19 protein-coding genes are annotated in these 20,045 nt (G+C 54.3%); 9 read left to right on the top strand and 10 right to left on the bottom strand.

Translation table 11 applies throughout. The features are described from left to right. The 4 genes from topA to O6944_10310 form a co-directional block, all read right to left on the bottom strand. A partial coding sequence (topA, locus tag O6944_10325; protein ID MCZ6719533.1) for a type I DNA topoisomerase occupies positions 1-1,332 on the bottom strand: 1,332 nt, incomplete at its 3' end. 92 nt (positions 1,333-1,424) lie between these two features. Next, positions 1,425-1,904, bottom strand: a complete 480-nt coding sequence (locus O6944_10320; GenBank protein MCZ6719532.1) for a DUF494 family protein — start codon at positions 1,902-1,904, stop codon at positions 1,425-1,427. Position 1,905: 1 nt separating this feature from the next. Beyond that, complete coding sequence (dprA, locus tag O6944_10315) at positions 1,906-3,036, bottom strand: DNA-processing protein DprA (protein MCZ6719531.1); 1,131 nt, start codon at positions 3,034-3,036, stop codon at positions 1,906-1,908. A gap of 55 nt (positions 3,037-3,091) precedes the next feature. After that, complete coding sequence (locus O6944_10310; GenBank protein ID MCZ6719530.1) at positions 3,092-4,282, bottom strand: LysM peptidoglycan-binding domain-containing protein; 1,191 nt, start codon at positions 4,280-4,282, stop codon at positions 3,092-3,094. A gap of 158 nt (positions 4,283-4,440) precedes the next feature. Between O6944_10310 and def the strand changes: the two genes are divergently transcribed. The 9 genes from def (at position 4,441) to O6944_10265 (ending at position 14,871) form a co-directional block, all read left to right on the top strand. Further along, positions 4,441-4,953: a peptide deformylase gene (gene def / locus O6944_10305; GenBank protein ID MCZ6719529.1), complete on the top strand. Its 513-nt coding sequence runs from the start codon at positions 4,441-4,443 to the stop codon at positions 4,951-4,953. After that, positions 4,950-5,888, top strand: coding sequence for a methionyl-tRNA formyltransferase (gene fmt, locus O6944_10300; protein MCZ6719528.1), 939 nt, complete (start codon positions 4,950-4,952; stop codon positions 5,886-5,888). The genes def and fmt overlap by 4 nt, the downstream gene beginning before the upstream one ends. Positions 5,889-5,907: 19 nt before the next feature. Then, complete coding sequence (rsmB, locus tag O6944_10295) at positions 5,908-7,260, top strand: 16S rRNA (cytosine(967)-C(5))-methyltransferase RsmB (protein ID MCZ6719527.1); 1,353 nt, start codon at positions 5,908-5,910, stop codon at positions 7,258-7,260. Further along, positions 7,238-7,834: a DUF4390 domain-containing protein gene (locus O6944_10290; protein ID MCZ6719526.1), complete on the top strand. Its 597-nt coding sequence runs from the start codon at positions 7,238-7,240 to the stop codon at positions 7,832-7,834. Before rsmB ends, O6944_10290 begins: the two co-directional genes overlap by 23 nt. After that, on the top strand, positions 7,831-10,041 hold the full coding sequence (locus tag O6944_10285) for an ATP-binding protein (GenBank protein MCZ6719525.1): 2,211 nt from the start codon (positions 7,831-7,833) through the stop codon (positions 10,039-10,041). The genes O6944_10290 and O6944_10285 overlap by 4 nt, the downstream gene beginning before the upstream one ends. Continuing rightward, positions 10,038-11,408: a sigma-54 dependent transcriptional regulator gene (locus O6944_10280; protein ID MCZ6719524.1), complete on the top strand. Its 1,371-nt coding sequence runs from the start codon at positions 10,038-10,040 to the stop codon at positions 11,406-11,408. Before O6944_10285 ends, O6944_10280 begins: the two co-directional genes overlap by 4 nt. Positions 11,409-11,558: 150 nt before the next feature. Next, positions 11,559-12,935 (top strand): Trk system potassium transporter TrkA, encoded by a 1,377-nt coding sequence (gene trkA / locus O6944_10275; protein ID MCZ6719523.1) that lies wholly within the window; start codon positions 11,559-11,561, stop codon positions 12,933-12,935. A gap of 77 nt (positions 12,936-13,012) precedes the next feature. After that, positions 13,013-14,464, top strand: a complete 1,452-nt coding sequence (locus O6944_10270) for a TrkH family potassium uptake protein (GenBank protein ID MCZ6719522.1) — start codon at positions 13,013-13,015, stop codon at positions 14,462-14,464. 86 nt (positions 14,465-14,550) lie between these two features. Further along, positions 14,551-14,871, top strand: a complete 321-nt coding sequence (locus tag O6944_10265; protein ID MCZ6719521.1) for a tetratricopeptide repeat protein — start codon at positions 14,551-14,553, stop codon at positions 14,869-14,871. A gap of 65 nt (positions 14,872-14,936) precedes the next feature. On the opposite strand, the gene O6944_10260 is transcribed toward O6944_10265, so the two are convergent. The 6 genes from O6944_10260 to O6944_10235 all read right to left on the bottom strand — a co-directional run. After that, entirely contained in the window at positions 14,937-15,923 is a 987-nt protein-coding gene (locus O6944_10260) for a dihydroorotate dehydrogenase (protein MCZ6719520.1), read from the bottom strand. 190 nt (positions 15,924-16,113) lie between these two features. After that, positions 16,114-16,539 carry a pilus assembly protein MshP gene (locus O6944_10255; protein MCZ6719519.1) on the bottom strand — a complete coding sequence of 142 codons (426 nt, stop codon included), beginning with the start codon at positions 16,537-16,539 and terminating at the stop codon, positions 16,114-16,116. Then, positions 16,536-17,483, bottom strand: a complete 948-nt coding sequence (locus tag O6944_10250) for a type II secretion system protein (protein ID MCZ6719518.1) — start codon at positions 17,481-17,483, stop codon at positions 16,536-16,538. The genes O6944_10255 and O6944_10250 overlap by 4 nt, the downstream gene beginning before the upstream one ends. After that, the gene (locus O6944_10245; protein MCZ6719517.1) at positions 17,483-18,022 is read right to left on the bottom strand and encodes a type II secretion system protein; all 540 of its coding nucleotides are present in this window, start codon (positions 18,020-18,022) and stop codon (positions 17,483-17,485) included. The genes O6944_10250 and O6944_10245 overlap by 1 nt, the downstream gene beginning before the upstream one ends. An 8-nt stretch (positions 18,023-18,030) precedes the next feature. Continuing rightward, a complete protein-coding gene (locus tag O6944_10240) occupies positions 18,031-18,576 on the bottom strand; it encodes a type II secretion system protein (protein ID MCZ6719516.1) in 546 nt (181 codons plus the stop codon). A gap of 40 nt (positions 18,577-18,616) precedes the next feature. Then, on the bottom strand, positions 18,617-20,045 hold a 1,429-nt coding region (locus O6944_10235; protein ID MCZ6719515.1), incomplete at its 5' end, for an O-antigen ligase family protein.

The raw sequence follows: 20,045 nt of genomic DNA, 5'->3' as shown, positions 1-20,045 counted from the left end.
CTGGTACACAATCATGTAACCTGGATCGACAACCGTTGACCCAGTGACACGAAAAATGTTTCCCTCTCCACACTCAAGATCGATACTCATCGTATCGATAGTCGCATGGATCATTTGGCAGGCCACGGTGCGTTTCCATATCAATGTGTAGAGTTTTAGCTGCTCACTCGTGAGCTGAGACTTGACCTGATCCGGGATCCGTCGTACTGACGTTGGCCGAATTGCCTCGTGCGCCTCCTGGGCATTCTTGGCCTTCGTCTTGTACTTTGGTGGCTGTGAAGGCAGCTTGTCGAAACCGTACTGATCTGCAATAAACGCGCGAAGCTCTTTCACAGCTTCCTGCGCGAGGTTGACAGAGTCAGTACGCATGTATGTGATGAGCCCCACTGAACCGTCAGCGATCTCAATCCCTTCGTACAATTGTTGTGCAGTCCGCATCGTTCGCTGCGCTGTAAATCCTAACGTGCGGGCCGCATCTTGCTGCAATGTTGAGGTGATAAATGGTGCAACAGGATTGCGCTTTCGTTTTTTCTTATCGACAGAGCTAACGCGGAGCCTATGTTCGCTTGGCTGTCCATCTAGACTTGAGTCGCCACCATGCGATCTTGCGGCCTCCCATAGAACATCCTTGGCCGCTTGCGCCTGATCTGCTGTGGTGATTGCAAATTGGGTTAGCTTCTCATTCTGATAGCGCACAAGCTTTGCAATAAATGCGACGGCCTCATGTTTGACATCGGCTTCGATAGACCAATACTCGCGCGCTTTGAACTTTTCGATCTCCTCTTCGCGTTCCACGATCAAGCGCAACGCCGGGCTTTGTACACGGCCCGCCGAGAGGCCACGCCGCACCTTTTTCCACAATAGGGGAGACAAATTGAAGCCGACTAGAAAGTCCAAAGCACGGCGGGCCTGCTGGGCGTTCACGAGATCCATGGAGATGTCGCGGGGATGTTGAATCGCCTCATCAATCGCATCCTTGGTTATCTCGTGAAAAACGACACGGTGTACAGTTTTGCTATCGAGAACATTTCTCTCTTTCAAAACTTCACAGACGTGCCACGAAATTGCCTCTCCTTCCCGGTCCAGGTCCGTTGCCAAGTAAAGCGCATCGGCTTTCTTCATGGCGCGAGTGATCGCATCAATCGACTTTGCATTTTTCTCAATAATTTCATAGTGCATCACGAAGCTATTCTCCGTGTCTACGGCACCTTCTTTGGGCAACAAGTCCCTCACATGCCCATAGGACGCGAGCACCTCGTAGTCCTTGCCAAGATATCGCTGAATGGTTCTCGCCTTAGCAGGCGATTCCACAATGACCAGATTTTTACTCATGGATACTCAAGATTCGCTGAGATTGATTAATTCCCTCAAACAAAGGAGGCGCGGATAAAGCGTCTCTGAGCCATTCGCGGCCCCCGCGGCTATTAGTGCACAGTCCCGCCCAGATCATCTAAAACAATGTCTTCCATCCAAGTAAAAGCGGCCTCCTTACCCGGCTGATTAAACAGCACCATTAATATCACCCACTTTAATTGTCCAAGGTCAATTTCATCCGTCCCCAAGGCCATCACCCGATCAACCACAAGCTCTCGATCGTGCGCATCCAACACGCCGACCTGCTCTAAGAACACTAGGAACCCGCGGCACTCAACGTCAAGCCTTTCCTTTTCCTTGTCAGTAAAGATCCGCACCGACGGGGTGTCTGACAGTTTCTGTGTAAGCAAGTTTTCTTTTTGCTCAGCCAAACTTTCCAGCCAATCAAACGCCATGTTGACCTGCACATCTCCAAAACCAGCGTCTTCTAGCTCCAACTTAAGGGATGCCTCGTCAGGCGCAAATTCAATTTCATCTTCAATATAATTTTCGAAGAGATACATCAGAACGTCAAGCACGGTTTCCTTCATTTTAGCCCCTCAATGCACTGCGGGCGTATGTTCCGCCCGGCTGAGAAGTAATATAACCACGCAGTTCCAAAATCAACAGCATGGATGAAACCACATTGACCGTCAATCCGGTTCGTTCAACAAGCGTATCAACAGACGTAGGCTCATAGCCCACATTCTCCAGCAAACGTTTGTATTCCGCATCGAGTTCGTCTTTAACATTGTTAATATCCTCAGACAGTTTAGGCGATGATGTAACCACCTGTGCAAGCGGTCCTAGCTCTTCCAAAATATCTTGCACTGTCTCCACCAGCTTAGCACCTTGGCGAATCAAGGCGTGGCAACCACGCGCAAGAGGACTATGAATCGATCCGGGTATGGCAAAGACTTCCCTGCCTTGGTCCATGGCATGGCGCGCCGTAATAAGGGATCCACTTCTCTTTGCCGCTTCAACCACCAACGTACCCACACTTAACCCGCTGATGACGCGATTCCTGCGAGGAAAGTTCTCCGCGTGCGCAGCCGTACCCCGCGGAAATTCTGACACGAGTGCACCGCTCTCAGCTATGCGGTGAGCAAGGTCCTTATGTTTTGCAGGATATACCCGGTCAAGGCTCGTCCCCGCAACGGCGACGGTGACGCCATTGCCGGCCAAGGCACCTTGGTGACTTGCTGCATCGATTCCAAGCGCAAGGCCGCTGGTTACCGTCACGCCGATGGAAGCAAGTTCCTTGGCAAACTGATAGGCAGTCTCTCTGCCGCCGGCACTTGGATTCCGGCTGCCGACGATGGCCAACTGAATGCTCGAAAGGACTCCGGGCTCACCTTCGATAAACAAGACGGGCGGCGGATCGGGAAGTTCCCGCAAGAGTAGCGGATAGGCATCGTCGGCAAGCGTCAACAGGTGGCGTCCGGGAGCGGCGAGCCACTCGAGATCCGCATCGACACGGGTCCAGTCAGGGCGCTTCAAATAATCGAGGGAATCGCCCTTTATGCCGCACGCCTGTAACGCTGAACGCTCGGCGCCCAAGATATCACGGGCGGTGTTAAACTGCGCCAGCAGTCGTCTAAAGGTCAGCGCACCGATGCCGGGCGCCCGGTGTAATGCAAGCCAGTAGCGGCGCTCGTCGGCGCCTTGCAACGGCAGTGACATTAGCTATGTTGAGATTCAAGCGGTGCGCGTCCGTGCCACACACGCGCACTTCCGCCTACGGATTTCGCACCGTATCGTAGATATGGATAGGCGTTGTGGCCGCCATTATGAGCCCATAACTGACTCGGTCGAAGGTCCGGAAGACCATTAACACCCCGGCTGGCTCCTCAGGCAATTCCACTTCAACAGAGCCTCTTTCACCCATATTTATGAAAGCGCGCCAATTATCGTGTAAATCGTTAAACACATTCGCCAGCAAACTGTCAACCGGGGCCGGCTCGTGTTCAAATTCGATCGCCCGCTGCCTTTCTTGGCGCTTGCCACCGTAGTCACGCACCACCTGCCCACTCTGATAGATACGGAGCACCGTGCCCACATCAACACCATCATTTTGCCCAACATTCAATGCAACGATTTGGTACTGGCCAATCTGCGAAACGCCATCAAGGACAGAAATGATATTCCCTTCAACCGCATACTGTGGCGCGTGGGGCATGAAAGCGGCGCTGAACGAACCCTCTTCCACGACGGGAAGGACCCTGTCACCCACCAAGATTTCACGATCTGACTGGGTGATAAACACGCTAGCGGGATCGCCATGGCGGGTCAGTACGCCATCGGCCACGTACACCGCTTGGTATCCAAGGACGTCTTCCTCCCTAGCGCCCGGATTTCGTAAAGGCGCACCTTTCCGGTAGACGCCATAGCGAGTCTGCCCATCATCTTCGAGGCCCCGCACGTAGACCGTGTCACCGGCGCCCGCAATCAGGTGTTGCTCATAACTGGATACGACGTAGGGCGCGCCGTCCAACACATCATCGGTGAGCACCAATGGGTGAGTTAGAAACTGCCTGATCGCGTCCAAAGGAATGGTCGGGATAGCCCTCTCACGCTCGATCGAACGAATGCTCGGGGACAATTTCACATCCCGCCCCTCAACCCGGGCCACCCCGGGCGCAGCCACCTCCCGCCGCTCAACACGCAGAATCGGGCGCCCATCTTCATAGGTCAAAGAGATCACATCGCCGGGATAAATGCGGTGTGGATTCTCGATCTGGGGATTAACTTGCCAGATCTCAGGCCAGAGCCAGGGGTCAACAAGGAACAGATCGGAAATGTCCCAAAGCGTATCCCCCTTTTGAACCACATACCGGTCCGGGTGATTCGGATCTAACTCGGGTGTCGCCGCGACAATCGGCAGAGCCACCAACGCGGCCACCAGTGCCAAGAGGTTTTTATTCGACATGTCAATACCCTTACGGTAAGACTTTAATGTGGTTTCGCAAAAAGTCTAGCAGAAATTGACGGCGACCTCCAATGGCCGCACCATTGCCAGCAGGATCCGATTTTCCTATATACTATCAGTGGGTTAATAGCCAGATCCCCAGCAAAAACGGCGCCAGAATGGCCATACTCGACATTTTGCACTACCCCGATCCGCGCCTTCGAAACAGGGCCGAGGCCGTCGCAGCGGTCACCGACGAGATCCGCTCCCTTGCAGCCGACATGCTGGAAACCATGTATCACGCTGTGGGCATCGGTTTGGCCGCAACCCAGGTAAACGTCAGCAAGCAAGTCGTGGTCATTGACATTTCCGAGGAGAAGAACAGCCCCCTGTATTTTATCAACCCCGAGATCGTGCGGCGTGATGGGGTTGAACAGATGGAAGAGGGGTGCCTGTCCGTTCCCGGCGTATTTGAACTCGTGGAGCGCGCAGAAAAGGTCACCGTGCAGGCAATGAATCTGAACGGTGAGCCATTTGAACTCGATGCGGATGGGCTGCTTGCGGTCTGCATCCAGCATGAGATAGACCATCTCAACGGGACGTTGTTTATTGACTACCTCTCGGCCTTAAAGCGCCAACGCATTCGGAAGAAACTGGGCAAGAGGGATCAGTTGCCGCGCCAGGTCTTGTGAGCCAGCGGGCCTTACGTCTTGCATTCGCAGGCACTCCCGAATTCGCCGCTGCCATATTGTGGGCGCTGATTGAAGAGAGCCCACACGAGATTGCAGTTGTCTACACGCAGCCCGACCGCCCGGCGGGGCGCGGACGGCACTTGCGCATCAGCCCCGTTAAGGCGCTGGCAACATCCCGTGCCCTGCCGCTGTATCAACCCAAAACCCTGCGAGAAAAGGTCATTGAAGAGCAACTGGCCGCGCTTGACCTCATGGTTGTGGTGGCCTACGGCCTGATCGTACCCCGGCCTGTACTTGATGCACCGCAGCATGGGTGCATCAACGTGCATGCCTCCTTATTGCCGCGTTGGCGCGGCGCCGCCCCCATTCAGCGTGCCATTCTGGCAGGCGACACGGAGACCGGGATCACCATCATGCAGATGGACGAAGAGTTGGACACAGGGCCGATCCTGGCGCAGGCCCGGGTTGCTATCCGCCCCTATGACACCGGGAAATCGCTGCACGACCGGCTCGCCCAACGCGCCGCTGAGTGTCTAATCCGGACGCTAGACCACTACGCTGCCGGCGCCATACGCCCAATGCCCCAGGACGAGCGCCTTGCGACCTATGCGAACAAGATCACCCAATCAGAGGCTGAACTTGATTGGGCACAACCGGCAGCGGAGATCGAGAGAATGATACGGGCGTTCAACCCGAAGCCAGTCGCCCATACCACACTCAACACCCTCGACCTGCGGGTCTGGGAGGCCACAGCGCTTGATAAGACACACAAACTGCCACCGGGGACTGTCATCGGCACATCCATGGCAGGCATCGATGTGGCTGCGGGTGATGGCGTCGTGCGGCTCGTCACGGTGCAAGTGCCGGGAAAGCGACCCATCTCGGCACGGGACTTTCTGAACGCCCATCCGGACTTTGCCACCCCGGCGAGATAAGGCTGGATTGAGGCTTACGGTGACAGCTGAGCGCACAGAGGTTTCTCAACCGGGTCGCACCTCCCTCCAGCCGTCGGCTGCGCGCGCGGTCGCTGCACGTATCCTCGCTGAGGTCATGGGCCAAGGCCGCTCCTTGTCGAGCACATTGTCACGATATCTCACGCCCGTGCCGGACACCCGGGAACGCGCATTTACGCAGGAACTTTGTTATGGGGTGTTGCGTTGGTTGCCGCGTCTGGATTTTCTGTTGGGCCTGCTGCTCGATCGGCCTTTGAAGCCAAAAGACTTGGACGTTCGCGCCCTCTTGCTGATCGGGCTCTATCAGCTTGACGAGCTGCAGACACCCGCCCATGCCGCCGTCTCAGCGACCGTAGAAGCGGCCCAACTCCTCACCAAGCCATGGGCAGGCCCGCTTATCAATGCTATCCTCCGCCGATATCTGAGAGAGAGTGATCGCTTACTAATAAAGCTTGCGCAATCGTCTGAAGCCCTTTATGCACACCCCCAATGGCTTCTAGATGCGTTCCGGACCGCCTGGCCCGACGATTGGCAACAGATCGCTGAGGCCAACAACCAACGTCCCCCGCTCACGCTACGTGTGAACCGCCAGCAGTGCGCCCGCGACGCCTATTTGAGCGAACTGGCGCGTTCAGGCTTCGAAGGGAGGCTCGCAGCGCATGCGCCTGATGCCATCGTGCTGGAAGCGCCGGTCGCGGTTCGCGAGCTGCCCGGTTTTGAGTCGGGCCGGGTCTCTGTTCAGGACGCGGCCGCTCAGCTCGCGGTACCGCTATTGGAACTGAAGCCCGGGCAGCATGTGCTTGACGCCTGCGCCGCCCCGGGCGGCAAAACCACCCATATCCTTGAGACGGAGCCTGCCATTGGTTCCCTGACGGCGCTTGAGGCCGATAGGGAACGGATGCAGCTCCTTGAGGAGACGCTCAGGCGATGTCGGCAAACCCCGGAGATCGTACTGGGCGACGCCAGCCATCCATCTAAGTGGTGGAATAAGAAGTGTTTTGACCGTATCTTACTGGACAGCCCCTGCACAGCGACGGGCGTCATCCGGCGACACCCGGACATAAAAACGTTACGACGGCAGGAGGATGTCAGGTCCGTGACGAAATTGCAGTGCCAGCTACTTGAGGCCCTTTGGCCGCTCCTCACAAGCACCGGTAAGCTGCTGTATGCGACCTGCTCCGTCTTAGCCGAGGAAAATGACGCACAGATCGAACATTTTCTCCGGCAACACCCAGATGCCCGGCTGCAAACGATTCAAGCCAGTTGGGGACGTCCTACCCGTGTAGGCCGTCAGATCCTCCCGGGGGAAGACGATATGGATGGGTTCTTCTATGCCTGTTTGCAAAAAGCCTAGCTATTTCCCCATGCTATCCCAGCTCTCCGTTAGGCGGATTTTCCTTTCGCTGCTTGGTGTGTGCGCAGCGGCCAGTGCCATCGCCGCAGAGATTACGATCGAACAGGCCAGCACGCGATTGGTGGACAAGACGTACCTTTTAGATGCCAACATAAAGTTTGACTTGGGCAATGAAGCCCTTAATGCATTAAACCACGGCGTTCCCCTATACATTGTTATTGATGCCAAAGTCGAACGTGAGCGAGACTATCTATGGGATGCAACAGTGGCCAAGACACAGCAAGTCTACCGGCTGGATCGGCACGCGCTGACGAATCACTATCTGTTGATCGACCAAAATAGTGGATTCCAACAACACTTTTTGTCATTGGATCACGCGACGCATGCACTGGGCAAAGTCGTCGGGTACCCCCTGCTTCCAAGCAATATGATCCAGGGCGGATATCGATACATTGGTCGGATGCGGGCACGTTTGGACATTGAGGCCTTACCCGCACCGATGAGACCGATGGCGTACGTGTCATCTACGTGGCGTTTATCGAGCCCGTGGTACGAGTGGACGATCGCGCCATGAATCAGCGCAGTAACACCGTCCTGTTTTCCGCCTTTGCGCTTTTCCTGTTGTTGCTTGGCTCCCTCATTATGATGAGTGATGCGACACAAAATTCTACTCGATTCGCAGGGCTGTACTCCTTCTTATTACTGTTCAACACGTTCGGCTTGCTGACCCTGGTTGTCCTCATTGGTATCAATATCCAGCGGCTAATCCGCCAGTATCGGCAGCACCAACCCGGGTCTCGCATGACAATGCGGATGGTGGCTATGTTTACGGTGCTCGCTGTAACTCCTGTGTTGGTCGTCTACTATTTTTCGTTAGACTTCCTCCGCCGAGGAATCGATAGCTGGTTCGATGTACGCATCGAACAGGCACTAGACGACTCACTAGAACTCAGTCGCAGGGCGTTAGATATGCGCATGCGCGAATTGCTCAAAGACGCGGAACAGATTGCTGAAGAGTTCACTGAAATATCAAACGCCAATGCCGCAATCCATGTAAACGATCTCCGAAACCGGTTCGGTGCCGAAGAGGTCACCCTACTGAACCGTAAGGGCGGAATCATTGCTTCAAGCATTAGCGATTCAACCAAGTTTGTCCCCAACAGCCCGAATGAGACGATTTTACTTCAATTGATTCAGGGCAAGAGTTATATCGGTCTCGACACCATCGGAGATGCTGGGTTGCACATCCGGGTCGCAGTTAACGTGCCCGAGCTGGCGATGGAGATCGAGCCCCGGATTTTACAGGCTTTAGTCTCAGTGCCAGAACATATGAATAAACTAGCGGATAACGTGCAGTCTTCCTATACCAAATATAAGGAACTCGCCTACCTTCGGGAACAGCTTAAGATTAGTTTCGTGATGACGCTAACACTGGTCTTGCTATTCAGTATCTTCAGTGCCGTGTGGGCGGCGTTCTATTCGGCACGCCGGTTAGTTGCCCCCATCCGCGATTTAGCTGAAGGGACCAAGGCTGTGGCAGATGGTGATTACAGTACCCATCTGCCCGTTCCAAGTAGGGATGAAATGGGATTTCTGGTCGAATCATTCAACGAAATGACCCGCAAGATTGCACACGCACGCGATGAAGCAAGACAAAGTCAAGAGGAAGCTGAGGCGCAGCGTGCATACCTCGAGGCCGTACTCGGCCGCCTGTCATCTGGCGTTATGACATTTGATCAGGATAAGCACCTGCGAACGGCAAACGCTAGCGCCGGCCAGATCCTAGGTCTCCCCATAGAGTTCCTACTCAGCAAAACCCTTACGAGTATTTGCGCGCAACATCCTTACTTGCAGCAATTTAAAGATGCAGTTGATCCGCACCTTGAAGAGACAGCTGGCGACTGGCGTGAACAAGTCATTCTGTTCGGCACCAGCGGACGTCAAGTGCTCATGTGCAGTGGCACCTCCTTACCAAGCTATACGCAGGGTCAAGCAGGCTACATTATCGTCTTCGACGACATCACCGCTCTAATACAAGGCCAAAGAGACGCCGCCTGGAGTGAGGTGGCGCAGCGCCTCGCACACGAGATTAGAAATCCTCTGACGCCCATACAGCTCGCCGCGGAGCGCCTGCGCCACAAATATCTCAAAACCATGGATCGAAAAGACTCTGAAGTGCTTGACCATCTCACCCACACCATCATTCAACAGGTCGAGACTATGCAGGATATGGTTAATACCTTCTCTGAGTACGCGCGCACGCCACAAATGCGTCCGGAGCCTATGGATCTTAATCGCTTGATTAAAGAAGTTTTGGATCTTTACCGAAACGTTGATCGCACAGCACAGTTCGAAGTGCGTCTAGAGCAAGATATGCCCCTGATTGAGGCCGACGCCGACCGGTTGCGGCAGGTACTGAATAACTTGCTCAATAACGCACTCGAAGCATACGACCGGGCAACACCACCTTATTTAACGATCAGCACACGCTGCTTGCAGGAAGCTAACCTACGCTTCGTAGAACTACGCATTGAAGACCACGGGCCTGGGATCCCGAACGAGATTCTGGGGCAAGTTTTCGAACCCTATGTGACAACCAAAACCAAGGGGACCGGATTAGGCCTCGCCATAGTCAAAAAAATCGTTGAGGAGCACGGTGGTGTTGTATGGCTAGAAAATAATCAAAATGGAGTTGGTGCATGTGCCATCATCCGACTGCTGGTAACACACAAGCAAAGCATCTCAACGTCGGTACGTCACATTCGTAAGGACGCCGTATGACACCTGATCACATTCTCGTTGTTGATGACGAGCCAGACATTCGCAGTCTGGTCAAGGAAATCCTGGAAGATGAGGGTTTCCATGTCAGCGTTGCCGAGAACGGTGAACGGTCCCGACAAGCGTGGCGCACTCGGCGCCCTGACTTGGTCCTGCTGGACATTTGGATGCCAGATGTTGACGGCATCACGCTACTCAAGGAATGGACAGAAGACGGGGGCATGGATATTCCGGTCATCATGATGTCGGGCCATGGCAGCGTTGAGACTGCCGTGGAAGCGATCCGGCTCGGCGCTTATGATTTCATCGAGAAACCATTGTCGCTTGCAAAGCTACTACTCGCAGTAAGGCGCGCGCTGGAATCTGTATCGCTGCAACGTGAGAACATTCGGCTTCGTCACCACGCACAACCCATCAACGAGCCGATCGGCAAAAGTGCGGCCACGCAGCAACTTCGTGATCAGGTAAAGCGTATCGCGCAGCACAACACGTCGGTGCTGATTATGGGTGAATCTGGCAGCGGAAAAGAACTCGTCGCACGCTACCTACATACCAATAGCAATCGCAGTGGGGCCCCGTTTGTCACGATCGGCGTCGCTGAATTTGCGAAGGAAAATGCCGCGGCTGAGCTCTTTGGCAGTGAGGAAGATGGGAAGGTGCACTACGGCTATCTGGAGCAGGCAACCGGAGGCACCTTGTTTCTCAAGGATATCGTGGACATGGATCTTGCTCTGCAAGCGAGGCTTCTCGGTGCCATCGACAATCGCGCATTTTCCCGCGTGGGTGGGCTAGAGTCTGTCGTTACCGATGTCCGGATAGTCGCTGCAACGAGCCGCAATCTGGATGACGAGGTACGTGTGGGGCAATTTCGTGAAGATCTTTATTACCATCTCAACGTGGTGCCGGTTCGCGTGCCGCCACTCAGAGAGCACTATGAAGATGTGCCGGAGCTTTTAGACTTCTACGTCAATTCCTTCGCCACACAAGAAGGCCTTCCATACCGCCGGTTTACGGTAGCGGCACAGAATCGGCTGCGAACTTACTCATGGCCGGGCAACGTCAGGGAACTTAAAAACCTCGTGCAGCGCCTGCTAATCCTGGGGAGTGGAGAAGAGATCTCCAACGATGAAGTAGAAGCGACCCTTGGCATGCCGCCGCGGCTTGCCAACTTCGACAGCTTGCCGGGATTCGACCTTCCCTTACGCGAAGCGCGGGAACAGTTCGAGAGAGCCTATCTGAAATACCAACTGAGAGAAACCGGTGGAAGCGTGAGTAAGGTTGCAAACAAAATTAACGTGGAGCGCACGCATCTCTACCGCAAGCTCCGTATGCTCGGAATCAATCTGAAAAACATGCCCGACGACAACTGATAATTAAGGAATCTGGGAAAATAAATTTCCCAACAAGTGAGTTCGACCATTCCATATACAGAGCCATTAGATTCAAGCTCTACTCTCTCGTGGCGAACATCAAATGGGACCCTATCCTTCCTGGCAAAATAATAATAAAGTGGTGAGAGAATGAAAATTATCATTCTTGGTGCGGGCCAGGTTGGCTCATCGGTCGCTGCCAATCTTTGCAGTGAGGCCAATGACATCACCGTCGTTGACCAAGAACCAAGTTGCCTCCGTTCACTTCAGGATCATCTCGACCTACAGACGGTCACCGGCACGGCCTCATATCCGTCAGTACTGATGAAGGCCGGCGCACAAGATGCGGATATGATCATCGCCGTCACCTCCAGCGATGAGACCAATATGATCGCCTGTCAGATCGCCTATACACTCTTTCACACCCCTACCAAGATCGCGCGCGTCCGCGAGATTGAGTATCTGAAACATCACCAGCTGTTCGCCCAAGAGGCCTTGCCCATTGATGTACTGATCAGTCCCGAGCAGCTCGTGACGGATTATATCGAGCGATTAATCGAGCTCCCCGGCGCCCTGCAAGTGCTCGATTTTGCGAACGGTAAGGTACAACTCGTCGCGATTAAGGCGTCCCACTATAGCGGGGGCCTGGTCGGCCATCCGCTGTACGCAATCAGTCAGCAGATGCGGGGAGTTGAAACCAGGGTGGTCGCCATATTTAGGCAAGGCCAGCCGATTCTGCCTGACGGCGATACGGTCATTGAGCCGGATGATGAGGTTTTTTTCATTGCCGCGCCAAAATATATCCGTGCGATCATGGAAGAAATGGGGAAGCTTGAAAAACCGGTCAAGCGCATCATGCTTGCCGGTGGCGGTAATATTGGTAAGCGTTTGGCACTGGCGTTGGAGGATCGCTACCAAGTCAAAATCATCGAACATAGCCTGGAACGCTCGCGGGTGATTTCGGAAGAATTGAACAATACCACTGTCCTGCATGGCGACGCGGCTGACGAAGAGCTCCTGCTGGAAGAGAACATTGAAAATGTGGATGTGTTTTGCGCGCTAACCAACGCGGATGAAGCTAACCTTATCTCATCGATGTTGGCCAAACGCTTAGGAGCACGCAAAGTGATGGCGATCATCAACCGTGCGGCTTATGCCGATCTGGTGCAAAGCAATGTCATCGATATCGCAATTTCACCTCAACAAGCGACCATCGGTAGCTTGCTTGCCCATATCCGCCGAGGTGATGTGGTTGTTGTGCACTCCCTGCGCCGTGGCGCAGCGGAGGCCATTGAAGCCATTGCACATGGAGATGAAAGCTCCTCCAATGTCGTTGGCCGGACAATTCAAGACATAAAGCTTCCCTCTGGAACAACCATCGGAGCGATCGTCCGCCAAGACGAGGTCATCATCGCCCATCATGACACGACGATAGAGGCGGAGGACCACGTCATATTGCTCGTAACTGACAAAAAACACGTGCCCGACGTGGAAAGACTGTTCCAAGTCGGGGTGACATTTCTTTAGCGCGGGTCGCTCCGGCTGGCTTGCCACCTGCGAAATCAACCGACCTAACGCCTGTCTAATTTTCCCCACGCCGTCGCATGCAACTATCCACTGTTCAACGTATCCTTGGCTTGTTTCTGACGCTGTTCAGCCTGACCTTGTTGCCGTCGCTCGGTATTGCGTGGTGGACAGATGACGGTGCCCTTTCTGCCTTCACCTCGGCGTTTCTGCTGACGTTGGGGATCGGACTTGTCTTGTGGCTTCCCGTAAGGACCCATAAGAAGGAACTGCGCGTCCGTGACGGGTTTGTCGTCGTTGTTCTATTTTGGGTGGGGCTCGGCCTCACGGGCTCAATTCCGTTCGCACTTGCAGAAAACATTCATATGTCCTTATCCGATGCCGTCTTTGAATCCATCTCAGGCCTTACCACGACAGGCGCTACGGTGATGACCGGCATCGACGAACTGCCCCCCTCCATCTTGTTTTATCGCCAACAACTCCAGTGGCTTGGCGGTTTAGGCATCATCGTGTTAGCGGTTGCAATTCTTCCAATGCTGGGCATTGGTGGCATGCAGCTCTATCGCGCAGAGACTCCGGGGCCACTGAAGGATGCCAAACTCACGCCCCGCATAACGGAAACCGCAAAGGCACTCTGGTATATCTACCTCACCATGACCATCATCTGTGCCGCCGCCTACTGGATGGCAGGAATGAGCACGTTCGATGCGATTGCGCACAGTTTCTCTACGGTCGCCATCGGCGGATTCTCGACCCATGATCTCAGTATCGGATACTTCAACAATCCCTGGATTGAGATCATCGCAGTCATCTTCATGCTGCTGGCCGGAATCAACTTTGCCCTGCATTTTCTCGTATGGCGCTCATTGAGCCTTGGACCTTACCGGACGGACTCCGAGTTTAAGGCCTATCTGGTGCTTTTGGGGGCGGTCTGTGTCATCAGCTGCACTTATTTGATTTACTCCGGTACCTATGACGGGTTCGCCGAAACGTTGCGCCAAGGTATCTTCCAGAGCGTTGCCATTGCCACGACGACGGGGTTTACCACGACGGAGTTTCAGGCCTGGCCAAGTTTTCTTCCTGTCATGCTGTTATTTGCAAGCTTTGGGGGGGCCTGTGCCGGTTCGACGGGAGGGGGACTTAAGGTAATCCGCGTCTTGCTGCTTTTTAAACAGGGGCTAAGAGAGATCAAACGCCTGATCCATCCGAACGCGATTATCCCTATTAAGATAGGAAACAGGCCTTTGCCGGACCGCATCATGGATGCGGTCTGGGGATTTTTTGCCACCTATGTATTCGCCTTTACCATCATGCTGCTGCTCTTGATGGCGACGGGACTCGATCAGGTGACGGCGTTCTCCGCGATGGCCGCTTGTATGAATAATCTGGGGCCCGGCCTGGGTGATGTCAGCGCAAACTATGGAAGTATCAGTAACACGGCAAAATGGATCTTGATGTTTGCGATGGTGTTGGGGCGCCTCGAGATCTTTACGCTGTTAGTACTTATGACCCCGGCATTTTGGAGAAAATGACTGGGGCGCTCAAGCCGCTTAAATGAAATCTACTTAACGGGCGGATCTCTAGGGTCTCTGATTCAGCCCATGTCCTTCGAGAGACGATGACCATTATAGACAACCTAGAAGCTATGCTGGCCAAGGGTCAGGACAGTGCCGTACTGCGTTTCAGTCTAGGCAGCGCCTACCTCAAGCAAGGCAAGGATGACGAGGCAATTGTGCACCTTGAGAACGCGGTAACACTCGATCCGAACTACTCTGCCGCTTGGAAACTTTTGGGTAGGGCACTCAGCCAAGCCGGGCGAGTTAACGAGGCCGTAGCCACGTATCAATCTGGCATCGACATCGCCGAAGCAAAAGGTGATATCCAGGCGGCAAAGGAAATGAAAGTCTTTGTTCGACGCCTAAAAAGCGAAGCGAAGTAGTTTCGCCAGCAGTGCATCGAATTCATCCGTGTGTCCGTTCGCGACGGGCATGCCTGCCGAGACCACTAACCCGTACAGATATCCGTTGCCGGTTCGTTAAGCACCAGCGTGCCCGTTAACTCGGCCACGCTACCGATATGATGGCGTTTAAGATACTCCACGATCCCGCTGTTGATCTTGGGGCAAACCAGCGGGTCGTAGAAAAGGGCAGTACCAACGCCCACGGCACTCGCACCGGCAATAATAAACTCCAGCGCATCCTCTGCTGTCGTGATCCCACCTTGCCCAATAATGGGGACGCCGGTTTCTTTACAGGCGCTATAGACTTCGTACACTTTGAGTAAGGCAATCGGCTTGATTGCCGGGCCCGAGAGGCCACCCTGATTGTTACCAATGACAGGTTTACGGGTTTCTATATCTATAGCCATTCCCATGAGCGTGTTGATCACTGCGAAGGCATCAGATCCCGCATCCATACAGCGGCGGGCATTCGCGGTAATGTCGGTCTGATTGGGCGATAGTTTCGTAATAAGCGGCTTAGTCGTAGCCGCACGGCACGCCTCCACGACCCGTGCGGACATATCGGGATCATTACCAAACTCGACACCCCCTTCTTTGACATTGGGACACGAAATATTGATCTCCATGGCATGGATGGGCGAATCATCAAATATACGTGTGACCTCCGCATATTCCTCCACCGTCGCGCCTGACACATTCGCGATAAAGCAGGTCTCCTTAAAATCCAATTGTGGCAGAAGTTCGTCCACCACTTTGCGGGCTCCCGGATTTTGTAGACCAATGGCATTCAGCATCCCAAGCGGCGTCTCCGCAATGCGATGGGGCTCGTTACCAAGTCGCGGTTCAAGCGTTGTTCCCTTGAGACAAACGGCACCGGCATCGCCGTTAGAAAACCCCACGACGCGCGTATACTCCTCGCCAAACCCGACGCAGCCCGAAAGGAGTACCAGCGGTGTGTTGAATTGAAGACCGCAGAAATCCACAGCCAATCGCTTTCTATCCTCTGCAGTCAGCGCCTCTGTTTCGCTCATCAAACTATGATCCTGAAGCACATTGAGCCTTCTGTAGGTGGCCGTTCATTATACGCGTCTCGGCAAAGCGCAGCGCATGGGATGACGCCCGCATCGCCAGCCTGGGTCTTCGGGTCCAAACAGCAAAATGGATTTGGAAAACGTTGCGCAAACGAGCCGTGCGCGAGGCTCGTGCCATGAGTCCCGATCGCTAGGGTGCATCCGTCACATTGGCCCTGATGGCACGGCTTACATAGTCCGCTGTCCCCGCGGTGCCTTTATCAACTGACACCGTAAGCGCAAAAACTGAGTAGACGTCTGGCCCTTCCGTGACTGCGGTTACCGTACAGGTAACCTGCACGTCAAAGCCATTGGTTGTGCCCCCAGAGAGGGTGAAGGTTGGCCCAGCCCCCCCACAATTCAATGTGGCAGGACTGTTCAATGCGGTCCTCACAGCCCACTCCAGGCCGCTCTGCGCGGCGAAAAACCCGCGCGATCCTTCTATCGAGAACGTCGACGTATACTGCTGCGTACTGCTGATCGTCACCATAAAGGCCCCCATGGCCGCCAGTACAACAATCAGGAAGAGCGCAGCAACGATGGAAAAACCTTTTTGCGTGGCTCGGCTGTTCATCATGGCGTATTTGGCACGTGGATCTGCTCCAACAAGCGCACGTCCTCGCCCTCCTCGCTAATGGTAATGGCGATTGTAACTAACGCGCCGCGGGTGGGTGCCCCGGCATCGTAAGTGAAGGTGCACGCCGTTACGTTATTCGCTACTAGCGAGGATGTCCCACCCGGTGCGGTACTTTGCACAGCGGCTATTGGATAATCCGAATAGCGCGTGATAACCCCATTGCCCGGATCACAAACGAAACTTACCGGGGTGTCGACCACGACAAAACGCTGCTGGGGCGAGCTAAAACCGAAATTCCATGTCCCGATGTTACTATTATCGAATCCGAGTGACGTTGTGGACGCAGAAGAAATCGTTGCGATATTGCCATCGTATAGGGTTGATGCGCCAAGATAGGCATTGGTACTGACGCCCGCGGCGATCGCATCGGCAACGGTCGAAGGCTGCCCCGTATTGAAGATCACGAGGCAATCAGCCACCTGATTAATACAGTCTGTGGATCCCGAACCAAGCTGGATACTGGCAGCGTTGTCAATTTGGCCCAATACATCAAACGATGAAGCACCGTCCTGCTGATTAACGCTAAAATTCAAGACAACGCCCCCGCCGCCTCCGTCCAGCTGCACCCGGTACCGTGCCCCATCAAGCGTACGCAGAAATTCAACCGCACAGAGCACACCGGGTGTCCCCGTGTTCGTGGTGCAAGTACCACCGGTGTTAACTCGAAAGCTGTTTGGCAGGGACAGGCGCGCTTCACGTGTCATGCGGCGCAATGCTGTCTCCGCAATATCCACTAGGCCGGCGCGGCGAACCACATCGAAAAAACTTTCAATTGGGCGTGAGATATTCAGACCAACAACCGCGGCGAGAATAGCGCTGATCAGGATCACCACGACCATCTCGACAAGTGTGAAACCGGCGATGTCTATCTTCGATCTATTCATCAGTAGTTAGCCCGATAGCCGGACAGCACGATGTCACCAGGCAAAGCCGAGTGGGATACCGTCACGTTGACAAGTACTGACTGTCCTGCATTCCCGGTAAGTCCATTCAAATTAGCGGTCGCATCGTCAACAACGTTGACCGTGACCGTGTACGCCTCCAAACCTGCGATCAGGTTGTTATTCTGATCTGTAGCGCCGTTATTTGTCAGGCCATCGTAATCGCAGACATCGTCGTAAGTGCTCCGGTCCTCAATTGTGACGCCATCTGTGGTATTACCCGAGCAGCTGGCACAGGCACTCGATACGCACAGCGTCGGACAATCAACGGGAGAGGCAAAATCATTCGGATCGCAAAACGGTCGAAGCATAATCTCTTCAAGATAAGACTGGGCCATGGCATGGGCCTGTTCCTGGACCATCGGATCCGCGCTGCGACGGGTGACATCACTGATCAACAATATGATCGTCGACACGGCAATGGCAATCACCACCATGGCAACGATGAGCTCGATCAAGGTCATGCCAGATTGGCTATTCATGATTCGCTTCATAACACGCGCACGAAGCCTGTCTCTGGCTCCACCTGTATCAAGCGAGCACCAATCGTGATGACGAGATCGGCTGGATTTACAATTAATGTTCCATTCGCATCGTCCTGCCGGGGACGACCGATCTTGTCGAAATAAAATGTCCTGTTACCTATGGTCACGCTATCCGGGGCGGTATTGGTAAACTGCCCTGCCCCCGGCCGTCCAACGGGCGTCACAGGATTCGTGTGATCGGCGGGGACACAGACCGCCCATTGCCCGACAGTATAGCCGGTACTGTTAAAGCTCAGATGGACGTCACATCCTGAGACGATAGCCAGCTTTTGAGCATAACGTACCGCTGCCAGGGACTCCTCAAAAAAGCCGCGCTCTTCGAATGCGTCTTTGCTTGCGAAACGCGGTATCGTCAACGCGGCAACGATCCCGATGATAACGAAGACAAGCACAAGCTCCACCAGCGTGTGCCCCTGATACGACCCGCGACCTTTTAACGCGTCCTTTTGGCTGTTTAGGCTCTCTGTTTGATCAACCACTACAGACCTCATTTGCATGCCGCGACCATCAACGAATGGGGCACATCACTTTTCAACGCGATGAAAAATAAAGCTCGGCGGCCTCATCTCGCCAATGCTGTTCCCATACACGAATCCACTGCTCAATGCGCTCAGCCCCTTCCACATCACTCTGCGCCCGTCGCAGCTCTACAAGATAACGCGCATAGGAAAGGATCTGCGGATCGTCAGGAAACAAGTAGGCAAGCCCCGCTTCGAGCAACGCTAAAGCATTTCTTTCCTCTGCGTTCCCCGCAAGCAACTTGGCATAGGCGAGCCTTGCCGGGTAATGCCGCGGGTCCATGTCGAGCGTTTTCTGATAAGCAGCGCTCGCACGCGCAAACCACTGACTACCGGCTAACTGGGGATTATCCTGATAGAGCATAGCACGGCCGAAGTAGGCGTTGGACTCATAGGGATTCACCGCCTCGGTACGTTCCAATGCGCCGCTCGCCAACTCATAGAATTGTTTGCGCCGTGCACTATCGCTCCCCGGCAAAGCATGAATGGCCTCCATGTATAAAACCGCACGTGCGTATTGAATATCAGACGTATCGAATAACTGCTCGGCCCTGGTGAGTGATTGCTCGGCCAAGCCGAGGTCCCCTGCAATCAGCGCCGCTTTAGCCTTTGTATAAAAATGATCCATCACACCAAAAGAAGCCAAGAGGCTGACCGGAAACATCAACGCGATGATGCTCAAAGCATAGAAGGCATTTTTGCCTAAGATTGCACTAGGTTTGACGCACCAACCTCGCGCACTAGGAGTGGGTGCCAGTGCAACGAATCGACCTAAAACAAAACCAAACAAGATTGCAATGGCGAGGATATTAAAATTGTAAGTAAAGACGCTATGGGCAGCGACAGCCAACATACCGGCAAACAGGCCCGCGGCCTCAATTCGCCTCTCGTCAGCCACATCGTTTGATCGAATGACCTTCACAAACATCCAGATTACCGATAGTCCTAACCACAGCAGTAATAACACCCCTGGATAACCCAGTTCGATCCAGAACTGTAAGTAATCGTTGTGAACGTACTGCAATGAACTGAGATCTTCGACAGGGCTATAGGCCGGATAGGCGAGACCGAAGGTCGATGGACCCAGCCCATACCACGGGGCATCGCGAAGGAGCTCTGCCGAGGCATGCCAGATCACGGAACGTTGATGGATGGACCCACCACTCTCGCTGAGCCCATTACTCGGGTCCATCAAAACCTGCATGGAACCCAGGGCGCTATCGAATCGATCCGTCAGTACCCCGCGCGATTGCAGGTTGGCAAGGCCATTTGCAGCTAATGCCACGACGAGGAGGATGATCGGGTATTTTACAGGCACACGCCGAAGCGCCGAGGGCACCAACACCGCAATGCCCGCCCAAAAACCCAATAACGCGCCGCGGCTCAAGGTCGCTGCAATAGCGTAGTACAAACAAAAGAGCAAGAGTCCCAGCAAGAGGAGC

Source organism: Gammaproteobacteria bacterium, from assembly GCA_027296625.1.
Taxonomy (GTDB): domain Bacteria; phylum Pseudomonadota; class Gammaproteobacteria; order JAKEHO01; family JAKEHO01; genus JAKEHO01.
This window is presented reverse-complemented; position numbering and strand designations above follow the sequence as displayed.

Coding starts and splice junctions, on each gene's coding strand:
- O6944_10320 (MCZ6719532.1), bottom strand. CDS start 1,904: ATGAAGGAAACCGTGCTTGACGTTCTGATGTATCTCTTCGAAAATTAT.
- dprA (MCZ6719531.1), bottom strand. CDS start 3,036: ATGTCACTGCCGTTGCAAGGCGCCGACGAGCGCCGCTACTGGCTTGCA.
- O6944_10310 (MCZ6719530.1), bottom strand. CDS start 4,282: ATGTCGAATAAAAACCTCTTGGCACTGGTGGCCGCGTTGGTGGCTCTG.
- def (MCZ6719529.1), top strand. CDS start 4,441: ATGGCCATACTCGACATTTTGCACTACCCCGATCCGCGCCTTCGAAAC.
- O6944_10290 (MCZ6719526.1), top strand. CDS start 7,238: ATGCCTGTTTGCAAAAAGCCTAGCTATTTCCCCATGCTATCCCAGCTC.
- O6944_10285 (MCZ6719525.1), top strand. CDS start 7,831: ATGAATCAGCGCAGTAACACCGTCCTGTTTTCCGCCTTTGCGCTTTTC.
- O6944_10280 (MCZ6719524.1), top strand. CDS start 10,038: ATGACACCTGATCACATTCTCGTTGTTGATGACGAGCCAGACATTCGC.
- trkA (MCZ6719523.1), top strand. CDS start 11,559: ATGAAAATTATCATTCTTGGTGCGGGCCAGGTTGGCTCATCGGTCGCT.
- O6944_10270 (MCZ6719522.1), top strand. CDS start 13,013: ATGCAACTATCCACTGTTCAACGTATCCTTGGCTTGTTTCTGACGCTG.
- O6944_10265 (MCZ6719521.1), top strand. CDS start 14,551: ATGACCATTATAGACAACCTAGAAGCTATGCTGGCCAAGGGTCAGGAC.
- O6944_10260 (MCZ6719520.1), bottom strand. CDS start 15,923: ATGAGCGAAACAGAGGCGCTGACTGCAGAGGATAGAAAGCGATTGGCT.
- O6944_10255 (MCZ6719519.1), bottom strand. CDS start 16,539: ATGATGAACAGCCGAGCCACGCAAAAAGGTTTTTCCATCGTTGCTGCG.
- O6944_10250 (MCZ6719518.1), bottom strand. CDS start 17,483: ATGAATAGATCGAAGATAGACATCGCCGGTTTCACACTTGTCGAGATG.
- O6944_10245 (MCZ6719517.1), bottom strand. CDS start 18,022: ATGAATAGCCAATCTGGCATGACCTTGATCGAGCTCATCGTTGCCATG.
- O6944_10240 (MCZ6719516.1), bottom strand. CDS start 18,576: ATGAGGTCTGTAGTGGTTGATCAAACAGAGAGCCTAAACAGCCAAAAG.